Below are 22,866 nucleotides of genomic sequence, written 5' to 3' on the forward strand. Positions count from 1 at the left end.
GGTGGGTTCGGCGTCCTCGATGGCGGCCGCCGGCCTGGCCGAGGTCATGGGCGGCACGCCGGCGCAGGTGGAGAACGCCGCGGAAATCGCGATGGAGCACAACCTGGGCCTGACCTGCGACCCGATCGGCGGGCTGGTCCAGGTCCCGTGCATCGAACGGAACGCGATCGCCGCCGCGAAGGCCATCAACGCCGCCAAGATGGCGCTCTGGGGCGACGGCACGCACCGGGTCTCCCTCGACGAGGTCATCGTGACCATGCGGGAAACCGGCAAGGACATGAGCTCCAAATACAAGGAAACGGCCATGGGCGGCCTCGCCGTCAACGTGGTGGAGTGCTAGGGAGCTGATTGCGGCTGGCAGGCGCTAGTTGAACTGGCGCTAGTTATGCAGGGCGGCCCATAGGTTCAGCGAGGACGCGAACACGATCCAGGACAGGTAGGGAAGCATCAGCAGTCCTGCCGTCCGACTGATCGGGCCGAAGAGCACCACCGTAACGGCAACGGCTACGGCCAATGCCACGATGATCCCGAACGCGATCCACAGCGCCGGCGTCCCGAGCACCGGGTACAGGGCAAAGAAGACCGGGGTCCAGAGCAGGTTCAGCACCAGCTGCACGCCGTAAGCCGTCAGGGCCGCCTTGGACCCCTCGGCGTGGCTGCGCCAGACCAGCCACGCCGCGACCGCCATGGCGGCGTACAGGATCGTCCAAACCGGACCGAAGACCCAGTTGGGCGGGGACCAGGGCGCCGTGTCGGCTGAGGCATACCAGCCGTTAACGTGCTTGGCCGTGGCCAGGCCACCGAGGGCCGCAACGAGGGCCGACGCGCCGAGGAACAGGAGCAGCGCGATCACCTGGGAGCCGCTGCCGGCGCCTCTGCCGGCACCTCGGGAGCGGCCGCCGTGCGCCCCGGGACGGCCTTCCAACGGTTGTTGCTGAGCCTGCATGAGACCAGCGTAACCGCCTTGCCCGGACCGGCGGCAGGGTCCGGGCCGATAGACTTGAGGCTGCATGTCCGCATGCCGCCGAAGCTCGTACCGCAATGATTGGATACCGCACCCTTGCGTGAATTCACTGCCCGCTTTGCCTCTGCCGAGGAGATTGACAACTGGGATGCCCACGTCACCGCGAACCCCAATGGCGGCAACCTCCTTCAATCGGAAGCGTTCGCCGAGGTCAAGCAGCACTTTGGTTGGAGGCCTCTGCACCTTGTTTATGAGTCGGCCGATTACACGAGCTACAACCTGATCCTGGAAAAGTCGTTTCCGCTTCTCGGCAAGCTCTGGTACTTGATCAAGGGACCCGATGTGGCGTCCGTCGAGGACATCCCCGGGATCGCAGCGGCGAACGCGGACTTCGTGAAAAGGGCCAAACTGGGCGTCTTCGCGATCAAGATCGAGCCGGATATTGTCCTGTCGGACGACGCCGCGCGGGTCGTCGAGGGGGCAGGCCTGGTCAAGACTCACAACCTGCAACCCAACGACTCCACTGCGCTGCTCGATATTGCGCCCGAGGAAAACCAGCTGCTGCGCAATCTCCACTCCCGGGGCCGTAACGCCGTGCGCCGCGCCATCCGCGAGGGCGTGGAAGTCCACAACGTCGAGCCCACGGAAGAGAACTTCCGGGCCATGTATGCCCTGATGACCAACACGGTGGAGGCCAAATCCCAGGTCCGGGTGCGCGAGTACGAGTACTACCGCCAGTTCTGGAGCAACTTCCTGGCCCGTGACCAGGGCAGGCTGCTCTTCGTGTACGAAAACGACGTGCCCTCGGTTGGCGCGTTTGTGATCAACTACGGCCGCAAGGGAACGTACAAAGACGGCGGCTCCCTGCAGAAGCGCGGCCAGTACGGCGACTCGCACCTTGTGCAGTGGACTGCGATCAGCCAGGTCAAGGAACTCGGCTGCACCGAATACGACTTCTGCGGCACCCCGCCAAGCAACAAGCTAAAGGACACCTCGAACCCGTTCCATGGGCTGGGCCTGTTCAAGACCAGCTTCAGCAAGACCGTGACCGACTTCGTCGGCTGCTATGACCAGGTCCTGAGCCCGCTGAAGTACAAGGCCTGGCTGACGGCGGGGGAGCGCGTGGCACGCCAGCTCTACACCCGGCGCACGGGCCAGCAGTTCTACTAACCCGAGACAAAGACAATCAAGGACAGGCAAGGACAGCCTAGGACAGTGAGGAGGCCGGAATGAACAACGGAAACGACGGCCACCGCAGGCCGCCCACGGACGGCCTGCCCCGGACGCAGCCGATGTCGGCAACGCAGGTGCGCCAGAACGCCGCGGCCAAGAGGATGCTGCGCCGGCTGGTCCAGGGCGAAAACCCGCCGACGGCGCCGATGAGCATCGTGGACCGGCTCGCCGGCAGCCCCTACGCCAACCCGATGATCCAGGTCGGCGGGGTGGACGCCGCAGCCCGCAAGACCATCGACTTCGCCCTGAAACTGGCCGAATCCATGTTCCGGTACGGGGCAGGTGCCCTCGAAGTTGAGACCAGCATCATCGCGATCACCGCCGCGCTGGGGCTTAAGAACATCGAGGTGGACATCACCAACCAGTCGGTGGCCATCAACTATGCCCCGAGAGACCAGACGCCCATCTCGCTGCTGCGCGTAGTACGGTCCTGGACCAACAACTATGCGGGCCTCTCCCAGGTGCACCAGCTGGTGACGGACATCGTGGCCGGCGGCGTCGGCCGCGAGGAAGCCGCGCGCCGGCTCGATGACATTACCCGTAGCCCCAAGCCTTTCCCGCGGTGGATGGTCACTGTGGCCTTCGGCGTGTTCTCTGCCGTCTTCGTCGGCGTCCTGGGCGGCGGGCTGGGTGCCTCAATAGTCGCGTTCCTCTCCAACCTGCTGGTGAGCCTGCTGGCCCGACAGCTGGGCCGCTGGCGCACCCCGGACTTCTTCATCATCGCCTCGTGTTCGTTCCTGGTGACCATCGTCGCCCTGCTGTTGTGGCGCTTCGGCACCCCGTTGGGAGTGCAGATTCCCCCCGAGATCGTGGTGGTCGGCGGGATCCTGCTGCTCCTGCCGACGGGACGCCTAGTGTCCTCGGTGCAGGATGCGATCAACGGCTTCCCGGTCACGGCCGCCGGCCGGTTCCTGTCCACCATGCTGACCTTCGGGGCGCTGGTGGCCGGCATTGCCGTCGGGTTTGTCGTGGGAGACATGACCGGCATGGACCCAATAGACGTCACCAAAACATTCCCGCCCGCGTACGACTTGTGGGTGGTGGTCATTTTGATCGCCATTGCGGTGCTGATGATCGGCATCACCGAACAGACCAGCTGGAAGCTGCTGCTGCCGACGGCGGCCGTGGGCGTGGTGGGCTATCTGGTCCTGATCGGCGGCGACGCCCTGGGCATCGGGTCCCGTTTCGCGCCGGCCCTCGCCGCTGTGGTGATCGGCCTCCTGGCCCGTGTGGTGGCCCTCCGGATGGGTGCTCCCCAGCTGGTCGTGGCCGTCCCCGCCGCCCTCATCCTGCTCCCGGGGCTCACTATATTCCGGTCCATGTATGTATTGACCATTGAGGAATCGGAGATTCTTATGGGTGCCGGCGGGATGCTCAACGCCGGGGCGATCGTGCTCGGAGTCGCTGCAGGCATCGTGCTCGGTGACACCCTGGCGCGGCCCCTGACCCGGAGCCTGGCGAGCAACGAGCGGCGCAGGGCCCGCCGCCGCTAAGCAGACTGCGAACGCGGCTGGCGGGTTTTGCCTCCGGCGCCGGGGCCGTCCGTGTCCCTGCCCTGCCGGATTTCCCCGCCTTTGCCAGATTCCGACGGCGGGTCGTCGCGCCATGCTGGCGTGTCCCGGCGTCGTGGCGGCAAACGTGGGGAAATTCGGCGACATTTTGTTTGCCGCTAAATGTTGCCGCTGGACCTTGCCGGCTAAATCTTGCCTGCTAAATCTTCCCGGCTAAATCTTCCCGATGGGCAGCTTCTTCTCCGCCTGGAAGTCGTCCTCCACACGGCCCTTGGCCCAGTAGCCCGAGAGGGAAACCTGGGCCCGCTCCAGTCCGCGCTGCACGTAGAGGACGTCCCGGAGGCCCTTCATGTAGCCCCGCTCGCCGTGGGCGAAGACCTGCACCCGGCCCCCGGGCCATTCGGCGTCGCGCACGGCCGTGACCAGCAGCTCGCTCTCTCCGGCGGGGACGCCACCGCGCAGCAGCCAGCGCAGTTCGACGCCGGCTGGCCCTGCGATGGCCTGGATGTCGGCGTCGCTGTCCACTTCGAGCAGGGCGAGGCCGCGGGCATCCTCCGGCAGGGATTCGATCGCGGCGCCGATGGCCGGCAGCGCGGATTCATCGCCGGCAAACAGGTACCAGTCCGCCGCCGGATCCGGGTTGTAACCGCCGCCCGGGCCCGTAAACGTCAGGCGATCGCCGGGCTGGGCCGAGGCCGCCCAGGGGCCAGCGAGGCCTTCGTCGCCGTGGATCACAAAATCAATGGCGAGTTCCTGCGCCGCCGTGTCCACCCACCGGACCGTGTAGGTCCGGGTGTGCGGCCATTGGCTGCGCGGCATGGCTTCTCTGATGGCCCAAAGGTCCAGCGGCTCCGGGTACTCGATCTCGGGTTGCGGAAACACGATCTTGACGTATCGGTCCACATAGTCGTTGTTGACGTACCCGGCGAAGCCAGGGCCGCCAGCGATGATCCGGACCATGTGCGGGGAGAGTTGTTCCCTGCGCAGGACCGTCAAATCGGTCTGGGGACGCGAGTTCCGGGATGCGGTAGTGGCGGCGGGGAGGGAGGTCATGAGGTAAGCCTAACCAAGAACCCTGGCCGGAGCTCCCGGCCGGAAGCCTGTTACGGCAGCGGCGGCAGTTCCCAGTCAACCGTCCCGTTGCCCTGTTCCTGCAGCAGGGCGTTGGCCCGGCTGAAGGGCCGGGACCCGAAGAAACCGCGCGAGGCTGAGAGCGGGCTGGGGTGGGCGCTGGCGATCACGGCAGCGGATCCCAGTAGTGGCCGCACGGACTCGGCATCCTTCCCCCACAGGATCACCACCAGGGGAGCACGGCCCGCGCCGGCGGCGGATGCGCGGTCCGCGACGGCCCGGATGGCGGCCGCCGTGACGGCCTCCCAGCCCTTGTTCCGGTGCGAGCCCGCCGCGCCTGCCCGGACACTGAGCACCCTGTTCAGCAGCAGTACGCCCTGCTCCGCCCAGCGGCCAAGGTCCCCGTGGACGCGCGGCGGGACGCCCAGATCGGCCTGAAGTTCCTTGTAGATGTTCGCCAGGCTGCGGGGGATCGGCCGGGTGGCGCCGTCCACGGCGAAGGACAACCCTACGGCGTGCCCCGGCGTCGGGTAGGGGTCCTGTCCGACCACCAGCACCCGGACACCAGCCAGCGGCTGACGGAAGGCCCGCAGTAGATTTGGCGGCGACGGCAGCACGCCATGCCCGGCGGCCACTTCGCCGGCGAGGAAGGTGAGCGCCTCCCGCAACTGTGCCTCCACCGGCGCCAGCGCTTCCGCCCAGTCCGGAGCGACCAGCTCGCTCAGCGGCCGGCGCGCCAGGTCCGCGAAGCTGGGGCCGTCGGCGGCGGGTTCCAGCTCGAACAGCGCGTCGGAATCAAACTCGGAATCAGCCACAGCCCCATTCTTCCGCAGACGAAGTCCGCCCCGGCACCCCGCCGAATGACAACCCTGTCATTCGGCCGTAGCATGGGAATGGCTTTTTACCGGATCCAGCCGGTTTTTCGGAAGCAAACAGGGAGAGTGTGTCGTGGCCGAAGCAGCGCAAGAGCACGTGCTCGCGGGGGATTTTGCCGGATTCTCCGCTGCCGGCACGAGCCTGGACGAGGTGTCCGCGGAGTCTCCGCTGAGCGCCCGCGACCAACAGATGCTGGCCCTGGAGCGGCAGTGGTGGAAGTACGCAGGGGCAAAGGAGCAGGCCATCCGCGAGCTGTTCGATCTCTCCGCCACGCATTACTACCAGATCCTCAATGCCCTGATTGATACCGAGGATGCGCTGGCCCACGATCCCATGCTGGTCAAGAGATTGCGTAGACTACGTACATCACGCCAACGTGCCCGCACTGCCCGTCGTCTGGGAACAGATTCGTAAAGTCGCGTCACGCGCAGCCGGATGCGCACGTCCTGTTGCGCCCGCTTCCGGCCTCGGGCACCCCGTCTGAAATCAGCAAGGACGTCGTTTTACCATGACCAAATACGCTCGGGATGAATTTGATCGGGTCCCGGAGACCTCTGCCCGGCAGGGTGTCCACCGGGCCGTCGCCGAATCGCGCAGCCGGAGCCTGACCCCCATCTTGGCGGCCGGCTTCGTAGCGCTGGCCATCGGCTTGGTGGCGTTCCTGATCCTGCCGAAGCTCGGATTCTCCGCTGGCCAGGCCGCGGCCGTCGGTGACAACGCAACCGCCAGCGCGTCCGCAACGAGCCCCGCGAGCCCCAGCCCCGCGCCGACGAGCCCGGCGCCGGCCAGCACGGAACCTGCCGCCACAGCCCCCGCGGCAGCACCCACAGCGACGCCCAGCGCCACTGCCGCCGGTGTGGACAAGACGGCGCCGGTGACGGTCTACAACGGGACCACCACCGCTGGCCTCGCCAACCGGGTCGGCGGCACCATCAGCTCCGACGGCTGGATCCTGGGCCAGACGGGCAACTGGGGCGGCGTCCCGCAGCAGACGTCGGTGATCTTCTACAGCGGCGTGGAACAGAAGGGCAACGCGGAGGCACTCGGAACGCTCCTGGGCATCGACACCCTCGTGGACTCCGCCGAGTTCAACTTGCCCCTTGTGGTTGTGCTCGGCCCCGGCTTCCAGTAACTATTCCGGTTACGCCTCAATAACTATTCGGGGGAGGACCTGCCCGCCGTCGGCGTTCCTGAGGGACGCTGTGGGTACAGTATCTGCGGATTTCTCTTCGCAGTCCGCGGTGCACATCGAGGTGGGCCGCACGCAAGCTAGCTGAAAGTGTGGACACCATGGCACTGGGAACCGTCAAATGGTTCAACGCCGAAAAAGGCTACGGCTTCATCACCGTGGACGGTTCCGAGAACGACGTCTTCGTGCACTGGTCCGCGATCGTCGGGGAAGGCTACCGCGCCCTGGACGAGGGCCAGCGGGTGGAGCTGGAAGTCGGCGAGGGCGAAAAGGGCCCGCAGGCTGAAAGCGTCCGGCCCGCCTAGTGGCACTGGTTGCCGTCAAGAACGCCCCGCGGAACGCGGCAGGGCGTCCGGAAGGAGCTTTGCCGCTGGGCCGCGCCCTGGCGGCGGGCACACTCGCGGCCGTGGCCCTGACGGGCTGCCTGGGTCCTGCAGGCAGCGCCCGCGTGGCCAGCGCAGACGCGAGCGGTGACGGCACCCTGCGCATCGGCCTGATCCTGGACAACACGGGGCGGCAGAACTTCCTCAACGCCCCACAGCTCGCGGCGGCCAAACTCGCCGTCAAGGAGATCAACGCCGCCGGCGGCCACAAAGGCAAACCGGTGGAGCTGCTGCCGGAAACCATCAGCACTGACACCGCCGCCCAGGCGAAAGCGCTGGTTGCCGCCAAGGCCGACGTCGTTATCGGTCCGACCGATTCCAGCCGTGCCCCGGCCGCGATCGACGTGCTGGCCAACGCCAAGGTGGCTGTCATCTCACCGGCCAACTCTGCCAGCGCGCTCAGCAACTACAAGAGCGGCGGCTACTATTTCCGCACCTCGGCGGCCGACGTCGCCCAGGCCTCTGTCCTCGCCAAGCTGGCCAAGGACGGCGGCGCCAAGACCCTGGCTGTGGTGCACGAGGACGGCGCCTACGGCAAGGATGTCGCCGCCGCCGTCGCGGGTGCGGCGAAACAGTCCGGACTGGAAGTCGTGGCGGACGCGGAGTTCACCGCCGGCCAGGCGCAGCAGGCCGCCGCCACCGCGAAGGCCGCAAATCCCGACGCCGTCGTCCTGGTCTCGCGCGACGGCGCGCAGGGTGCCATCGCCGAACTGAACAATGCCGGCCTCGCCGGCAAGAAACTTGTCCTCAGCGACGCGGCAGTCAGCCGGTATGGCTCCGGCCTGGGCGCGCGGGCACTCGACGGCGCGCGCGGGGTCCTGCCCGGCGTGTTCCCCTCGGCCGCCTTCCAGAAGGACCTTGTTGCCGTTGACCCCGGACTGAAGGACATGGTGTTTGCCGCCGAGACGTACGACGCGGTCATCCTCGCCGCCGTCGCTGCCGCGGCGGCGGAAGACGACGCCGGAACCTCCATCGCGGCGTCCCTCGTGGCTGTCTCCGGCGGAGCTGCGGCAGCAGGCGGTAATGCCGCGGGTGGCGGCCAGCCCGCCAGCGAGCCGTGCACGAGCTACAAGGGCTGCGTCGACGTCCTCCGGGCAGGCAAGCGCCCGGACTATGACGGCCAGTCCGGACGGATCAACTTTGATTCCCACGGCGACATCACCGAAGCGAACCACAGGGTCTACACCTACGGCGAGGACAACCTGCCCACAATGAGTGGCATGGAGACCGCCAGCAGCAGTGGCGGCTGATCGCTCCTAGCGTATTGTGCCCGCGTGGCGGGCGGTTCGGGCCGGGCACTGCTTGCACTCTCCCCGGGGGAGTGCTAATTATTGATTTAGCACTCCAGCGCACTGACTGCTAACACGACGCCCGGTCCGCCCGGCCGCGAAGTGGGGCAGCCGGTCCAGGAGCTAAAGGAACACCTTGCTGGGGTGAGATCCCGGACCCAGCGGCATACAGAGGCCGCGGGGTAGGGATCGTCCGTCGCGGGCACCACAGCGAAGGTTCATTCTTAACGACTGTCCCGAAAGGACTACTGCCGTTATGGCCAAGATCATTGCATTTGATGAAGAGGCACGCCGCGGTCTTGAGCGGGGCCTGAACATCCTCGCCGACGCCGTCAAGGTCACCCTCGGCCCGCGGGGACGCAACGTCGTCCTCGAAAAGAAGTGGGGCGCCCCCACGATCACCAACGATGGTGTTTCCATCGCCAAGGAGATCGAGCTGGACGATCCTTACGAGAAGATCGGCGCCGAGCTGGTCAAGGAAGTTGCCAAGAAGACGGATGACGTCGCAGGCGACGGCACCACCACGGCAACTGTGCTCGCACAGGCCCTGGTCAAGGAAGGCCTGCGCAACGTCGCGGCCGGCGCTGACCCGCTGTCCCTCAAGCGCGGCATCGAGAAGGCTGTTGACGCCGTCACCGTCGAGCTCCTGGCCTCCGCCAAGGAAATCGAGACCAAGGAAGAGATCGCCGCCACCGCGTCCATCTCCGCCGGCGACAACGAGATCGGCGCCCTGATCGCCGAAGCCCTCGACAAGGTCGGCAAGGAAGGCGTCATCACGGTCGAGGAGTCGAACACGTTCGGCCTCGAGCTGGAGCTGACCGAAGGCATGCGCTTCGACAAGGGCTACATCTCGGCTTACTTCGTCACCGACGCCGAGCGCCAGGAAACGGTCCTTGAGGATCCGTACATCCTGATCGTCAACTCCAAGATCTCCAACGTCAAGGAACTGGTTGCTGTCCTGGAAAAGGTCATGCAGTCTTCCAAGCCGCTGCTGATCATTGCCGAAGACATCGAGGGCGAGGCCCTGGCCACCCTGATCGTCAACAAGATCCGCGGCACCTTCAAGTCCGTTGCCGTCAAGGCCCCGGGCTTCGGCGACCGCCGCAAGGCGCAGCTGGCCGACATCGCCATCCTCACCGGTGGCCAGGTCATCTCCGAGGAAGTCGGCCTCAAGCTTGAGACCGCCGGACTCGAACTCCTTGGCAAGGCCCGCAAGGTTGTTGTCACCAAGGACGAGACCACCATCGTCGAAGGTGCAGGCGACGCCGACCAGATCGCCGGCCGCGTGTCCCAGATCCGCGCCGAGATCGAGAACTCGGATTCCGACTACGACCGCGAGAAGCTGCAGGAGCGCCTGGCCAAGCTGGCCGGCGGCGTTGCAGTCATCAAGGCCGGCGCCGCAACCGAGGTCGAGCTCAAGGAACGCAAGCACCGCATTGAGGACGCCGTCCGCAACGCCAAGGCTGCTGTCGAAGAGGGCATCGTCGCCGGCGGTGGCGTTGCCCTGATCCAGGCTGGCGCCAAGGCATTCGCGAACCTGCAGCTCTCCGGTGACGAGGCAACGGGCGCGAACATCGTCCGCGTTGCCATCGACGCCCCGCTGAAGCAGATCGCCTTCAACGCCGGCCTCGAGCCCGGCGTCGTAGTGGACAAGGTCCGCGGCCTGCCCGCAGGCCACGGCCTCAACGCAGCCACCGGCGAGTACGTCGACCTGCTGGCCGCCGGCATCAACGACCCGGTCAAGGTAACCCGCTCTGCCCTGCAGAACGCGGCTTCCATTGCCGGCCTGTTCCTCACCACCGAGGCCGTTGTAGCTGACAAGCCCGAGAAGGCTGGCGCCCAGATGGGCGGCGGCGACGACATGGGCGGCATGGGCGGCATGGGCGGTTTCTAACCACCCGCGCCAGCCTCCACCGGCTGTTCGACGACGGCGGTCCCACCTTCGGGTGGGGCCGCCGTTGCCGGTTTAACGCAGCCTCCGGCCAGCACCCTCCCGCAGCCGTTGCGCTGGGTGTCGGCAGTCTCTGGCAGGATAGGTCAGTGACGATTACAGCAGCGGCCGACGGTTCGGCCTTAGGAAATCCCGGCCCGGCCGGATGGGCCTGGTACGTGAATGACGACTGCTGGCGGGCCGGTGGCTGGCCCCACGGCACGAACAACCAGGGCGAATTGATGGCGGTGCTGGACCTGTTCCGGGCGACGGCACACGTACCCGGGGAAGACCTGCTGATCCTCTGCGACAGCCAGTACGTCATCAACGCCGTGACCAAGTGGATGCCGGGCTGGAAACGCAAGGGCTGGCGCAAGGCCGACGGCAAGCCGGTGCTGAACGTGGACCTCCTCAAGGAAATCGACCAGGCGCTCGTGGGCCGCAAGTACACCTTCGAATGGGTGCGGGGTCATGCCGGGCACGAGCTCAACGAAGCGGCAGACGTCCGCGCCCGGGCAGCGGCCACGGCGTACCAGCAGGACGTGGCCGTCCGGCAGGGCCCCGGGTTCGGGACGCCGGAGGGCGGGACGCCGTCGGCAGGCCAGGCGGACTCCATGATGCCGCAGGCCGCCCCGCGGACGGCCCCAGCACAACCCGCCCCATCGCAGGCCGCAACCCGGGCACCGGCAGCCCCGGCGCCTTCCGGCCAGCAGGAACTCTTTGGCGCACCGGGGGCCTACGACGAACCGGACCTCTTCAGCGAACTCGAAGAAGAACCGGCGGCCCTGGCGGAGACCAGCCCCGAAGCCGTCGTCGAATCTCTTGAGCGGGAACTGCTCCGCCCGGAAACCCGGGCGGACGTGGGCCGCACAGGCGTCCTGCTCCATCCGGACTTCACCGAAATCGGCAGCTCCGGCCGGATCTGGACCCGCGACGCCATGATGATGTCACTGGAGGACAACCCGGGCGGACCTGTGGACCTGGAACTGTTGGGCGCGGACCGGCTGGGCGAGAAGACCATGCTCTTGACCTACCGCAGCCACACCCGCGAGGGATCAGCCCTGCGCAGCTCCCTGTGGGTCCTTGAAGGCGCGCAATGGCGTCTGCGCTTCCATCAGGGCACACCCGAGGCCTGACACCGTGTGAGGCTCACGTGAAGCGCTGGGCATTGCCCAGTTCAGCCTGCGCGTAGGTGGCAGCGGCGGAATTCAGCGCAAGGTTGATGGACGCCAGGGAGGCCTCGACCCTGCCCTGGGTCAGTGTCCACTCGGCGACCAGGGTTTGGAAGTTTGTCGCCGCGGAGCCCCGCCAGCTGCCCTGGAGTTCGTCCAGCCCTCGTTTCATGGCGTGGACGTCCGCGCTGATCCGCTCCACTGTGGCCTGCACGTTGGCGGACTTGAGCTGGAGGAGTTCCGTGTCGACGGAGATGATGCTCATGGGAATGCCTCTCGAATGTTCGGGGAGGCAGCCGCGGCCCGGCGGAGCACGGTGAACGTCAGCCGCGGGGGTCCGCGGTGAGAACTTGCGGTGAGAACTTGCGGTGAAGGCTTGTGGGGGAGCGGCTGCCTCGTCCGGATTTTCCGGACACCCCGAGCGTAGGCGGGCAGTGCACCGGCCGGACACCGCCGTCGGGCCCTATGTGGACAAATCGGCTGTGGACAGTTCCTTGGCGTCTTCGTCCAGGAACGGGATGCTGACCACCAGCGTGGCACCGCCCCCGTCAGTCTCCCCGACCCGCACGGACCCGGAATGCGAACCGACGATTGCGGCCACAATCGCCAGGCCAAGTCCGCTGCCACCGGTCTCCCTGGTCCGGGAGGTGTCCGCCCGGTAGAAGCGTTCGAATATGCGGGCCGCTTCCTCATCCGGGACGCCCGGTCCGTGGTCCCGGACCTCGATCACGGACTGCCGTGTTCCGTCCGGTGCGCTCCGGGTCCCGACGCCAATTTCGATCGGAGTACCTTCCGGCGTGTAGCGCAGGGCGTTGCCGACCAGGTTGCTGACCACCTGGCGCAGCTTGGCTTCGTCGCCCAGGACCGGGGCGGGCGCCGGGGCCGCCCCGTCGAGCCCGGAGAGGGTGATGGTGCGGCTGCGGTCACTCGCCTGGGTGTCCACCACCGCGTCGTTAGCCAGCAGCAGCAGATCCGAGGGTTTCTGCTGCAGCGGGCGCTGCTCATCGATCCGGGCCAGCAGCAGCAGGTCTTCCACCATGGCTCCCATGCGCTTGGCTTCGCTTTCGATCCGCCCCATCGCCGTGGCCACGTCTTCCGGGGTGGACAGCGCCCCGTGCCGATACAGCTCGGAGAACCCGCGAATGGTCACCAGCGGGGTCCGCAGTTCGTGCGAGGCGTCGGCGGCGAAGCGACGCATCCGTGCCTCGGACGCCATCCGGGCGGCGAACGCTGTCTCAATGTGCGCGAGCATGGCATTGAGCGAGCTCCCGAGCCGCCCCACTTCGGTATTGGGGTTTTCGATTTCCACACGTCTGGAGAGGTCTCCGGCGGCGATCGCGGCGGCCGTCTTCTCCACCCGGGCCAGCGGCCGGAAGGACCTCGAGACGGTCCAGGTGGCAATGAAGAACGCCAGCACGAGTGTCAGCAGGCCCACCCCCACCACCACCAGGGCGGCATGTTCCATCACGGAATCGACGGGGTCCAGCGGCAACCCGATGACGACGACCGCGCTGCGCTGGTTGTTGTCCACGACGCTCAGGGCCACAACCCTCCAGTTGCCGCCCTCGGAGCCGGGGACCTGGAAGGGTACCTGCTGGCGTTCCCGGGCCTCGACCGTGGAAAAGGTGCTGATGGCGGGGTGGGAGTCCTTGTCGCCGCCGAACGGAATGGGCGGCAGGCCCGGGCTGAAGAGCATCAGCGAGTAGTCGGTGGGAACGGTGGAGCTGGTCTCCTGCAGCTGGGTGAAGGACTTCTCCAGCCGCACGGATTCGACGGCGGCCCGCAGCTTGTCATCTACCTGTCCCTGCAGGAAGCTGTGCAGCAGCGTCAGCGTGCCCGCACCAGTGGCCGTGAGGGCCACCAGCATGAGCGCCATCATGATGGCCACGAGCTGCGAGCGCAGCGAGGCCGATTTCCAGCGGTGCAACAAGGTCAGCGCTTCTCGGCAGTCCGCAGAACGTAGCCGACGCCGCGCTTGGTCTGGATCAGTGCCGGCGCATCGGGATCGATGTCCACCTTGCGGCGCAGGTAGGAGATGTAGGACTCCACGATCGAGGCATCGCCGTTGAAGTCGTACTCCCACACGTGATCGAGGATCTGGGCCTTGGACAGGACCCGGTTCGGGTTGAGCATGAGGTAGCGCAGGAGCTTGAACTCGGTGGGCGACAGCTCGATCACGGTGCCACCGCGGCGGACCTCGTGGGCGTCGTCGTCGAGCTGGAGGTCATCGACCCGGATCACGGCGTCGTCGTCGACCTGGGGCTGTGTGCGCCGGAGCACCGCGCGGATGCGGGCCACCACCTCGTCGAGGCTGAAGGGCTTGGTGACGTAATCGTCCCCGCCCACGGTCAGGCCGGTGACTTTGTCCTCGGTGTCGTCCTTGGCCGTGAGGAACAGGACGGGGAAGTGCTTGCCGGCGGCGCGCAGGCGGCGGGTGACGGTGAAGCCGTCCATGTCCGGCAGCATGACGTCCAGCACTGCCAGATCGGGGGCGTGCAGCTCTGCGGCGGCCAGTGCCTCACGCCCGCTGCCGGCCGAGACAACCTCGAAACCAGCGAAGCGCAGGGACGTCGACAGCAGCTCGCGGATGTTCGGTTCGTCATCGACGACGAGCAGCTTGGCTTCGGGTCCGTTCTTTTTCATGTTCCCATGATGCTCCCAGACTCTGGGAGTTTTCTGAATGGCAGATGTGTGTTGCATGGGCCGTGCCCCGGCGGCCGCGCCGGGGCACGCACCAGGGACGGCACCCGCCTATCCGGCGGTGCCGACGTCCTTGGCGTCCATGATCCGGTAGGCGTAGCCCTGCTCGGCGAGGAAACGCTGCCGCTTCGCGGCGAAGTCCTGATCCAGGGTGTCCCGGGCCACGAGCGAGTAGAACCTGGCGGAGCGGCCGTCCTTTTTCGGGCGCAGCAGCCGGCCCAGGCGCTGGGCCTCCTCCTGGCGGGAACCGAACGACCCGGAGACCTGGATCGCGACCGACGCCTCGGGCAGGTCGATTGAGAAGTTGGCCACCTTGGACACCACCAGGGTCTGCACCTCGCCTGCGCGGAAGGCGTCGAAGAGCCGCTGGCGTTCCTTGACCGACGTGTCGCCCTTGATCACCGGCGCGCCCAGGCGTTCGCCGATCTCGTCGAGCTGGTCTATGTACTGCCCGATCACCAGGAGCTGCTCGCCGGCGTGTTCGGCGACAAGTTCTTCCACCACCCGGGTCTTCGTCTCTGACGTGGCGCACAGCCGGTACTTGTCGGCGTCCTCGGCCATGGCATAGGCCACCCGTTCCTCGCGCGGCAGGTCCACCCGGACCTCCACGCAATCGGCGGGGGCGATGTAGCCCTGGGTCTCGATGTCTTTCCACGGCGCGTCGTAGCGCTTCGGACCGATCAGGCTGAAGACCTCGCCCTCCCGCCCGTCCTCCCGCACCAACGTGGCCGTGAGCCCCAGCCGGCGCCGGGCCTGCAGGTCGGCCGTCATCCGGAAGATCGGTGCCGGCAGCAGGTGGACCTCGTCGTAGATGATCAGACCCCAGTCGTTGCCGTCCACGAGCTCCAGGTGCGGGTACAGGCCGCCGCGCTTCGTGGTCAGGACCTGGTAGGTGGCGATCGTGACCGGACGGACTTCCTTGACGGAGCCAGAGTACTCGCCGATCTCCTCCTCGGTCAGTGACGTGCGCTTGATGAGCTCGTCCTTCCACTGCCGCGCGGCGACAGTATTGGTCACCAGGATCAGCGTGGTGGTGGAGCTTGTGGCCATGGCGGCCGCCCCGACCAGCGTCTTGCCGGCGCCGCAGGGAAGGACGACGACGCCGCTGCCGCCGGCCCAGAAGTTCTCCGCCGCCAGTTGCTGGTAAGGCCGCAGCTTCCAGCCGGTTTCGTTGAGCATGATGGGGTGCGGCGTGCCGTCCACGTAGCCGGCGAGGTCCTCGGCCGGCCAGCCAATCTTGAGCAGCAGCTGCTTGAGCTGGCCGCGCTGGGAGGAATGCACCACCACGGTCTCGCCGTCGATCCGCGGCCCGAGCAGTGGGGCGATCTTCTTGGCACGGCTGACCTCCTCGAGCACGGGGTAGTCGGACGTGCGCATGACCAGGCCATGCTGCGGGTCCTTTTCCAGCCGGAGCCGGCCGTACCGGGACATGGTCTCTTCGACGTCGATCAGCAGGGAGTGCGGCACGGGGAACCGGGAGTACGTGAGCAGGGTGTCCAGCACTTTTTCGGCGTCCAGTCCGGCCGCCCGGGCATTCCACAGACCCAGCGGCGTCAGCCGGTAGCTGTGCACATGCTCCGGGGCCCGTTCCAGCTCGGCGAACGCCGCGATGGCGTGCCTGGCCTCGGTTGCGAGTTCGTGGTCGACCTCCAGCAGGATGGTCTTGTCGCTCTGGACGATCAGGGGCCCGTCATTCACTGGAACAATTCCTCTGTAGCTTCTACGTCGATAATCCGGTGGATGGACAGGACCCGCTCGATCTCCTTGACCGGATCGAACACGCGCACCCGCCCGCCATTCACAGCTACCGGAACAACCGTCTCGCGGCTGGCATTCCCCATGCTGTCCACGACGTTCATGACCACACGCTGCCGGAGGCGGATCGCTTTCAGGAGGGTCTCCAGCCCCAGCTGGGTCGCTTCCTCGCTGCCAGGGGCAGCCGCCGGCGAGTGATCGCCGGAGCCAGGTGCCCGGGACCCGTCACCGCGCAGCACGGCCAGTTGGGCGTCGATGTCGGCTTCCGGCGGAGCGGTCCGCGGGGCGGTGTAGACGGGCCGGCCGCTGCCGGGACCCGGGGTGCTGCGGCGCAGCCGGACGACGGCGGATGCTGCTTCCTCCAGGATGGGGGCGAGACCCAGGGCTCTGAGGATCTGGGCGGTTTCCCGGGGTGCGGAGTGTGAGACGACCACGGTGGGCGCGATGCGCACCAGCCCCAGGCTGGCGGCGGCCGGGGCGTTGAGCAGTTCCAGCAAGGCAGAGTCGTCCTCGCTTTGGATGAAGCTGGCTGCTGTCCCCACGCGGAGCCGGGAGTGGCGCGCGGCGGTGTCTTCGATGAGGTACTGGAGCGGCTGCGGAATCGCGGTGGCGGAATGCTGGCGCAGGAAGTCCAGGATCGCCGCTGCGTCCTGGCCGGCGTCGAGCGCCCGGCGGACGGAGGCGACGGAGAAACGGTAGATGGTTGCCGGGCCCTGCCCTTCGGCCGCGGCCATGGTCAGGAGCCGTTCGCTCAGTTCGGGATCGAGGTAACCCGGAGCCACCGCCGTCAGGTCCGCCTGCAGCAGCACATGCTGCAGGGCTGCCGGCAGGTGTTCGCCCAGGATCCCCAACGCATCATCCGGCTGTTCGGCGGCGATCGCGGCGCCCAGCTGGCTGAGCGCCCCGGAGCCGATCAGGCCAAGCATCTCGGCCTCGGTGAGGATGCCGCGGATCAGCGAGCTGAAGCGCCGGGCCATCCGGGGCTGGGTCCACTCGGCTCGCTCCAGCACCGCGGCGGCATCGAGAACGGGGGCCTGCCCGTCGGTCGCCGCGGCTTCGAGGGTGAGTTCATTCAGGATTTCCAGGACCCGTTTACGGACCACCGGGGCGTCGGGCCGCTGCGCCTCGGCAGAGAGCGCATTGATGGTGGTGCCGGCCGCGCCCCGATGGCCGGCCGGGCCGGCGGCATTCACGGGCTGGCCCACCAGGGACGGCGCGCGCTCGCTGGCCAGCCAGGCATTGACCAGCCATAGCCATTGTTCCTGCCGCGGCAGCGCCAGCCACTCCAGCTGCGGCGGCTGCACCCACGCCGAACTGTCGACGTCCAGCCGCAGCAGACCGGCCAGTCCGCAGAACTCCGCGAGTACGCCGGCCTCGTGCACGTCGATCCGCAGGGAATCCGCCAGCCGCTTCATCTCCCGGACCCCGACGCCTCCGCTGCGCAGCGTCGCCAGGGGCTGTTCGCGCACGGTGTAGAGCACTTCGCCCACGAGCCGCAGCGTCTCGGCAATAGCGCCCAAGGCGGCGTTCCGGCGCAGCCCTGCGCTCGTGTGGCCAAGGTGGGGGACGGGCGGCATCAGGGAAAAGCTCTCGATGACRAACCCGCCGCGCAGCGACACTCCGACGCTGTGCGGCAGTTCGACGTGGGCGGCGTCCAGCGGCACCAGCAGCCCCCGCGCCAGGAGCCAGTCCACGGGGCCGACGTCGGCGCTTTCGTGGAGCACGGAAGCCCGGCGCTGCGCCTGCGGAACGGCGCCCATGGCCCAGTTTCCGAACCGGGCCAGCAGGGCGGCGGTCCGATCCGGTGCGGTGGTCAGGATTTGCTGGAGCGATTCCGGTGTTGCCGTCCAGTGCTGCAGCGACAGGGCCGCTTCCATCGGCGTCGTGGCGGGGGAGATGGACGCCCCGGCACGGTGCAGTTCCCCCACCAGCTGCACCACGCGCTGCGCAAAGGCCGGCTGGAGCCGCACGAGTTCGGTGTAGCTGCGCCCCAGTCCCGCCGGGTAGATGCCGATCACATCCTTGAGGCTGCCCACCGGGAGGTAGTGGCGCTGCTTGGCGGCGGCGGGGGCGGCACCGTGCGGGGGATCGGCGCGGTGGACGAGGGCCAGGTCCTGCAGGGAATGGAGGAGCCGGTCGATGGCGGCAGCCGAGGAGCCGTTGATCAGTTTCTTCAGCATCGCCGCCGAGGCGCTGTGCCCGGTATCGGCGTTGGTGCACAGGTGCAGGGTTTCCAGGACCTGCATCTGTGGACGGTTAAGCCGCTCGAGCGCCCGCTGGACGCTGACGCGTCCGCTGGCACGGGCGGCGAGGGCGGGGAAGTCCGGGACGCCGGGAGAAATCAGGTCCGGCCGCGCGGAGAACAGGGCACGCAGCGACTCGTCGCTTCGTGCCTGAAGTTCCTTGCTCAGCGCGCGGATGAGGGACATCGCTCCAACGTTACCTTTCGCCGGGCCCGCGCGGGCGGCGCCGTGCGGCCACCGCGTCTACAACGAGCGCCAGCATGAGCAGGAATGCCACCGGGAGCCCGTAGAGGGCCGTTGAGGTAATCCAGGCGGGCGCCACGACATTGTTGAAGGCCATGGCCATGACAGCGCCGACGGCGGCAAGGGACAGCACAGCAAGGGTGGCCGCGATGATCATCAGAGGCCGCCGGTAACGCGTGAGTGTCATGTGGGCAACGCTAACAGTCCAGCATCGCCCGCGCCTCACGCCGCTAAAGTGAACCAGGCAGGATAACCTTGGAGGTACAGACCAACACGGTCCGGGCAGTCATACCCTGAACCCGCGTATCCATGCGGATGCGGTGACCGCCGGCCGTGTCCCCGCAGAACGAAGAAGGTTGATTACGTGCCTACCGGCAAGGTCAAGTGGTATGACAAGGAAAAAGGCTTCGGATTCCTCGCGGGCGAGGACGGCCAGGAGGTCTTCCTGCCCAAGTCCGCGCTGCCCGAGGGTGTCGCGGAGCTCAAGGCCGGAACGCGCGTTGAATTTGGTGTAGCCGACGGACGCAAGGGTGCCCAGGCCCTGGGCCTGCGCGTGCTGGACAAGACACCGTCCATCGCCAAGGCAAAGCGGCCCAGTGCCAGGGACCTTGCCCCGCTGGTGCAGGACCTCGTCAGTGTGCTGGACAACCTGTCCGGGACCCTGTCCGCGGGCAAGTACCCGGAAGGCAACAAGGGCAAGGCGATCGCAGCGGCCCTCCGTAAGGTTGCCGACGAGCTGGACGTATAAGGCTCTTGATGACTCAGGAACCTGATCGGTTGCCGGCGCCGGATGCCGGATCCACCCTGCCTGCCGGATCCAAGACAGCCGGCTCAAAGCAGGGAACGCGCCCGCGCGCCGGCGTGCCCGTCTGGCGCACCGGAAAGCCGGACGCCTTCCTGGCCGCCGCCGTCGACGTCGCCCGTACCGCGGTGGAAGGCATTGCTCCCGCCGAGCAGATCGGCGAGCACATCGGTGCCCGCAGCGAAGGCGACCGCCTGGTGACCCATCTCTTCGAATCCAGGCTGCCCGGGTACCTGGGCTGGCAGTGGTACGCCGTACTGACCCGCAACTCGCGGTCCAAGGTGGTCACGGTGGATGAACTCGGCCTGCTGCCCTCCGAAGACTCCGTCCTGGCGCCGGCGTGGATTCCGTGGGCTGAGCGGGTCCGCCCGGAAGACGCACAAGATGACGAGGCCGCCGACGAGGCGTCCGGCTCCCCAACGCCGTCGCCGGCGTCGGCCCCAGGCCAGCAAGATACAGACCAGCAAGATACTGACCAGCAGGTTACAGACCAGTCGGATACTGACCAGCAGGATACGCAGGATACAGACCAGCAGGGTACTGCCGACCAGGATGCTGCCGAGCCCGGCGCCTCGGAGACCGACGACGACGAGCGGGAACGCTCTGCGGGCGAGGCCGACTAACGGTTGAAAACGTCCGGGAGCGTGTCTGGGGAGGGCTGGGGCTGATGTCCACGTTCAAGTCCCTGCACATCCTGAACTACCGCATCTGGTTCATCGGTGCGCTCATCTCCAACATTGGCACCTGGATGCAGCGCACCGCCCAGGACTGGCTGGTGTTCGCCCACCTGACGGCGCACGATGCCGGGGCGGTGGGGATCACGATGGCCCTGCAGTTGGGCCCGCAGCTCTTCCTGGCGCCCGTGGCCGGACTTCTCGCCGACCGCTTCAACCGTAAGCGGCTCCTGGTGCTGACCCAGTCCGCAATGGCGCTGCTGAGCGCCGGACTGGGCATCCTGGTGGTCTCGGGCGCGGCGCAACTCTGGCACGTCTACGCTTTCGCCCTAATGCTCGGGRTGGTCTCCGCCCTGGACGCTCCCGTGCGGCAGACCTTCGTCTCGGAACTGGTCCAGGACGACTACCTCCCCAATGCCGTGGCCCTCAACAGTGCTTCCTTCAACGTCGCCCGGATGATCGGCCCGGCAGTCGCCGGCGTGCTCACTGCCGTTGTCGGGCCCGGCTGGGTCTTCCTCATCAACACGCTCACCTTTGTGGCCATGTTGCTGAGCCTGGCGAAAATCCCGGCCGCGTCGCTGCGGCGGCTGCCGCGGGCACGGGCGGGCAAGGGCAGGATCCGGGAGGGTCTGCGCTACGTCAGGTTCCGTCCGGACCTCGTCGTGGTGCTCGTAGCGATCTTCATCGTGGGAACCCTGGGGCTGAACTTCGCCCTGTTCATTGCGGCCATGGTGGGTAAGGAATTCGGCCTCGACGCGGGGGCCTTCGGCCTGATGAATTCGATCATGGCAATCGGCTCCGTCGCCGGGGCGCTGTTGTCCGCCGGCCGCGGCAAGCCCCGGCTGCGGGTCATTTTCGGGGCGGCAGCGGCCTTCGGCGTAACCTCCGGCATCGCCGCGATGGCCCCAAACTACTTCTGGTACGGCGTCGCACTGGTGCCCGTGGGTCTGTTCGCCATCACCATGATGACGAGCGCCAACGGGTACGTCCAGACCACCACGGACCCCGTAATGCGGGGCCGGGTGATGGCCCTCTACATGGCAATTTTCATGGGCGGAACTCCCATTGGGGCGCCGCTCGTCGGCTGGGTGGCAAACACCGCCGGCCCCCGCTGGTCCATGGCGGTTGCGGCGGGCGCCGGCCTGCTGGCGGCCCTGATCGGGCTGGTGTGGATCATCCGGGCGAAGCACCTGCGGCTCCACTTCAACCGTCGCGCGCGCGGGCTGCGGTACTTCCACGTCGAAAGCGGGACCGGTCCAGCCGGCGCCAGCCCTGGTTCCCAATCGGGTGCGCGGCGCGGCTCACAACAGAATGTGCAGCCGGGCGGACCGGCCTGAAACGATGACGGCGCCGCCGCGGCCTGAGTTCTCATGGGCCGTGACGGCGCCGCCGGGCGCAGAGGCTACTTTTTCAGTTCAGCCACGACGAAGTCGATGCACTCGAGCAGTGCCGAGACGTCGTCCGGCTCGATCGCCACGAAGGTGGCGATGCGCAGCTGGTTCCGGCCCAGCTTGCGGTACGGCTCGGTGTCGACGACGCCGTTCGCGCGGAGCACCTTGGCGATGGCGGAGGCATCGATCGATTCGTCGAAGTCGATCGTGGCGATCACGTTGGAACGGTCCTCGGCCTTGGCCACGAACGGCGTGGCGTAGCCGGATGCCTCGGCCCAGCGGTAGATGCGGCCGGCGGAATCCGCGGTCCGGGCGGCTGCGAAGTCCAGGCCGCCGTTGGCGTTCAGCCACTGCACCTGGGCATCCAGGGTCACCAGGGTGGCCAGCGCCGGGGTGTTGTAGGTCTGGTTGAGCCGGGAGTTGTCGATCGCCGTCTGGAGGTCCAGGAAGTCGGGGATCCAGCGGTTGCCGGCCTTGATCCGTGCCGCCCGCTCCAGCGCCGCGGGGGAAAACAGGCCCAGCCACAGGCCGCCGTCGGACGCGAAGTTCTTCTGCGGCGCGAAGTAGTACACGTCGGATTCCGCCACGTCCACGTCCAGCCCGCCCGCGGCCGAGGTCGCGTCCACCAGCACCAGCGACCCCTCGTCGGCGCCTGCCACGCGCTGGACGGGGGCAGCCACGCCGGTTGAGGTTTCGTTCTGCGGCCACGCATAGACGTCGACGCCGGCCTCCGCCCGGGCGGAGGGGCGGGTGCCGGGTTCGGCCTTGATAATGGAGGACTCGGCGAGGAACGGCGCCTTGTTCGTGGCCGAGGCAAACTTCGAGCCGAACTCGCCGAAGGACAGGTGCTGCGCCTTGTTCTCAACGAGTCCGAAGCTGGCGATGTCCCAGAAAGCGGTGGATCCGCCCACGCCGAGCACGACTTCATAGCCTTCGGGCGCGCGGAAGAATTCGCTGAGGCCGCTGCGTACCGAGCCGACCAGGTTTTTCACCGGTGCCTGGCGGTGCGAGGTCCCCAGCAGCTTCGCCGATGCCGCGGCGAGGGCGTCCATCTGTTCCGGTCGGACCTTGGACGGGCCGGCGCCGAACCGTCCGTCCTTGGGCAGGAGGTTGGCGGGGATCGTGACGCTCGTGTCGCTCACAGTGGCTCCAATTTTCGGCGGGTTCGTAGCGTGGCTGGGAGGTGGCCTGGCAGGGATGGCTACAACGGACACCCCTTTTTCATTCTGCCTGTTCTATTTTGCCTGTTTCATTCTGCCTGACGGGTCCCGGCGATACGGAAAAGGCCTGTCACAGTCAGGTCATTGAGACGCCGGGGGCTGCCGGCCTACGGGCGCCGGGAGGGCAGTCCCGGGCCGAACGAAAATTATCCGGAGTAATTCAAAATAGGCTAGGCTGGCATGCGAACGTACGGCGGATCCCGCCAGGGCGCATCCTGCA

Annotated in this window: 22 protein-coding genes; 12 read left to right on the plus strand and 10 right to left on the minus strand. The window is 67.4% G+C overall.

What is annotated here, in order from left to right; all coding sequences use genetic code 11:
- A partial coding sequence (locus tag AC1D2F_RS13200; protein ID WP_476966902.1) for an L-serine ammonia-lyase, iron-sulfur-dependent, subunit alpha occupies nt 1–340 on the plus strand: 340 nt, incomplete at its 5' end.
- A gap of 39 nt (nt 341–379) precedes the next feature.
- On the opposite strand, the gene AC1D2F_RS13205 is transcribed toward AC1D2F_RS13200, so the two are convergent.
- Nucleotides 380–946 (minus strand): TspO/MBR family protein, encoded by a 567-nt coding sequence (locus tag AC1D2F_RS13205; RefSeq protein ID WP_364747546.1) that lies wholly within the window; start codon nt 944–946, stop codon nt 380–382.
- A 114-nt stretch (nt 947–1,060) separates the two neighbouring features.
- On the opposite strand from AC1D2F_RS13205, the gene AC1D2F_RS13210 reads away from it, so the two are divergent.
- Both AC1D2F_RS13210 and AC1D2F_RS13215 read left to right on the plus strand, forming a co-directional pair.
- Nucleotides 1,061–2,134: a lipid II:glycine glycyltransferase FemX gene (locus AC1D2F_RS13210; protein WP_364747548.1), complete on the plus strand. Its 1,074-nt coding sequence runs from the start codon at nt 1,061–1,063 to the stop codon at nt 2,132–2,134.
- Between the two features lie 59 nt (nt 2,135–2,193).
- Nucleotides 2,194–3,690 (plus strand): threonine/serine exporter family protein, encoded by a 1,497-nt coding sequence (locus AC1D2F_RS13215; protein ID WP_364747549.1) that lies wholly within the window; start codon nt 2,194–2,196, stop codon nt 3,688–3,690.
- A gap of 231 nt (nt 3,691–3,921) precedes the next feature.
- Here AC1D2F_RS13215 and AC1D2F_RS13220 read toward each other — a convergent pair whose 3' ends face one another.
- Both AC1D2F_RS13220 and AC1D2F_RS13225 read right to left on the minus strand, forming a co-directional pair.
- Nucleotides 3,922–4,761, minus strand: a complete 840-nt coding sequence (locus tag AC1D2F_RS13220; RefSeq protein ID WP_229993824.1) for a siderophore-interacting protein — start codon at nt 4,759–4,761, stop codon at nt 3,922–3,924.
- Between the two features lie 50 nt (nt 4,762–4,811).
- On the minus strand, nt 4,812–5,594 hold the full coding sequence (locus AC1D2F_RS13225; protein WP_229993823.1) for a uracil-DNA glycosylase: 783 nt from the start codon (nt 5,592–5,594) through the stop codon (nt 4,812–4,814).
- 133 nt (nt 5,595–5,727) lie between these two features.
- Between AC1D2F_RS13225 and AC1D2F_RS13230 the strand changes: the two genes are divergently transcribed.
- From AC1D2F_RS13230 to AC1D2F_RS13255, 6 genes are all read left to right on the plus strand, one after another.
- Nucleotides 5,728–6,069, plus strand: coding sequence for a DUF3263 domain-containing protein (locus tag AC1D2F_RS13230; protein ID WP_414645538.1), 342 nt, complete (start codon nt 5,728–5,730; stop codon nt 6,067–6,069).
- A gap of 94 nt (nt 6,070–6,163) precedes the next feature.
- Nucleotides 6,164–6,787, plus strand: coding sequence for a LytR C-terminal domain-containing protein (locus AC1D2F_RS13235; protein WP_229993822.1), 624 nt, complete (start codon nt 6,164–6,166; stop codon nt 6,785–6,787).
- A gap of 158 nt (nt 6,788–6,945) precedes the next feature.
- The gene (locus AC1D2F_RS13240) at nt 6,946–7,149 is read left to right on the plus strand and encodes a cold-shock protein (RefSeq protein ID WP_026266832.1); all 204 of its coding nucleotides are present in this window, start codon (nt 6,946–6,948) and stop codon (nt 7,147–7,149) included.
- 59 nt (nt 7,150–7,208) lie between these two features.
- On the plus strand, nt 7,209–8,477 hold the full coding sequence (locus tag AC1D2F_RS13245) for an ABC transporter substrate-binding protein (RefSeq protein WP_229993828.1): 1,269 nt from the start codon (nt 7,209–7,211) through the stop codon (nt 8,475–8,477).
- Between the two features lie 295 nt (nt 8,478–8,772).
- On the plus strand, nt 8,773–10,410 hold the full coding sequence (groL, locus tag AC1D2F_RS13250; RefSeq protein ID WP_229993821.1) for a chaperonin GroEL: 1,638 nt from the start codon (nt 8,773–8,775) through the stop codon (nt 10,408–10,410).
- Between the two features lie 146 nt (nt 10,411–10,556).
- On the plus strand, nt 10,557–11,582 hold the full coding sequence (locus tag AC1D2F_RS13255) for an RNase H family protein (protein ID WP_476966903.1): 1,026 nt from the start codon (nt 10,557–10,559) through the stop codon (nt 11,580–11,582).
- Nucleotides 11,583–11,595: 13 nt separating this feature from the next.
- Here AC1D2F_RS13255 and AC1D2F_RS13260 read toward each other — a convergent pair whose 3' ends face one another.
- From AC1D2F_RS13260 to AC1D2F_RS13285, 6 genes are all read right to left on the minus strand, one after another.
- The gene (locus tag AC1D2F_RS13260) at nt 11,596–11,883 is read right to left on the minus strand and encodes a WXG100 family type VII secretion target (RefSeq protein WP_026538909.1); all 288 of its coding nucleotides are present in this window, start codon (nt 11,881–11,883) and stop codon (nt 11,596–11,598) included.
- 198 nt (nt 11,884–12,081) lie between these two features.
- The gene (locus AC1D2F_RS13265) at nt 12,082–13,548 is read right to left on the minus strand and encodes a sensor histidine kinase (protein ID WP_229993818.1); all 1,467 of its coding nucleotides are present in this window, start codon (nt 13,546–13,548) and stop codon (nt 12,082–12,084) included.
- 2 nt (nt 13,549–13,550) lie between these two features.
- Nucleotides 13,551–14,261: a response regulator transcription factor gene (locus AC1D2F_RS13270; RefSeq protein ID WP_229993817.1), complete on the minus strand. Its 711-nt coding sequence runs from the start codon at nt 14,259–14,261 to the stop codon at nt 13,551–13,553.
- Nucleotides 14,262–14,369: 108 nt separating this feature from the next.
- Entirely contained in the window at nt 14,370–16,016 is a 1,647-nt protein-coding gene (locus tag AC1D2F_RS13275; protein WP_229993816.1) for a DNA repair helicase XPB, read from the minus strand.
- A complete protein-coding gene (locus tag AC1D2F_RS13280; protein ID WP_476966904.1) occupies nt 16,013–18,502 on the minus strand; it encodes a helicase-associated domain-containing protein in 2,490 nt (829 codons plus the stop codon). The genes AC1D2F_RS13275 and AC1D2F_RS13280 overlap by 4 nt, the downstream gene beginning before the upstream one ends.
- Nucleotides 18,503–18,512: 10 nt before the next feature.
- On the minus strand, nt 18,513–18,746 hold the full coding sequence (locus AC1D2F_RS13285; RefSeq protein ID WP_229993814.1) for a hypothetical protein: 234 nt from the start codon (nt 18,744–18,746) through the stop codon (nt 18,513–18,515).
- Between the two features lie 177 nt (nt 18,747–18,923).
- On the opposite strand from AC1D2F_RS13285, the gene AC1D2F_RS13290 reads away from it, so the two are divergent.
- From AC1D2F_RS13290 to AC1D2F_RS13300, 3 genes are read left to right on the plus strand one after another with little or no spacing between them, the layout of a single operon-like run.
- Entirely contained in the window at nt 18,924–19,307 is a 384-nt protein-coding gene (locus AC1D2F_RS13290) for a cold-shock protein (protein WP_476966905.1), read from the plus strand.
- Nucleotides 19,308–19,315: 8 nt separating this feature from the next.
- Nucleotides 19,316–19,984 (plus strand): DUF3027 domain-containing protein, encoded by a 669-nt coding sequence (locus tag AC1D2F_RS13295; RefSeq protein ID WP_476966906.1) that lies wholly within the window; start codon nt 19,316–19,318, stop codon nt 19,982–19,984.
- A gap of 44 nt (nt 19,985–20,028) precedes the next feature.
- The gene (locus AC1D2F_RS13300; protein WP_476966907.1) at nt 20,029–21,372 is read left to right on the plus strand and encodes an MFS transporter; all 1,344 of its coding nucleotides are present in this window, start codon (nt 20,029–20,031) and stop codon (nt 21,370–21,372) included.
- Nucleotides 21,373–21,437: 65 nt separating this feature from the next.
- Here the strand turns inward: AC1D2F_RS13300 and serC are convergent, their stop codons facing one another.
- Nucleotides 21,438–22,568, minus strand: coding sequence for a phosphoserine transaminase (serC, locus tag AC1D2F_RS13305; protein WP_476966908.1), 1,131 nt, complete (start codon nt 22,566–22,568; stop codon nt 21,438–21,440).
- Between the last annotated feature and the right edge of the window lie 298 nt (nt 22,569–22,866).

Source organism: Arthrobacter sp. P1_B3, assembly GCF_056406615.1.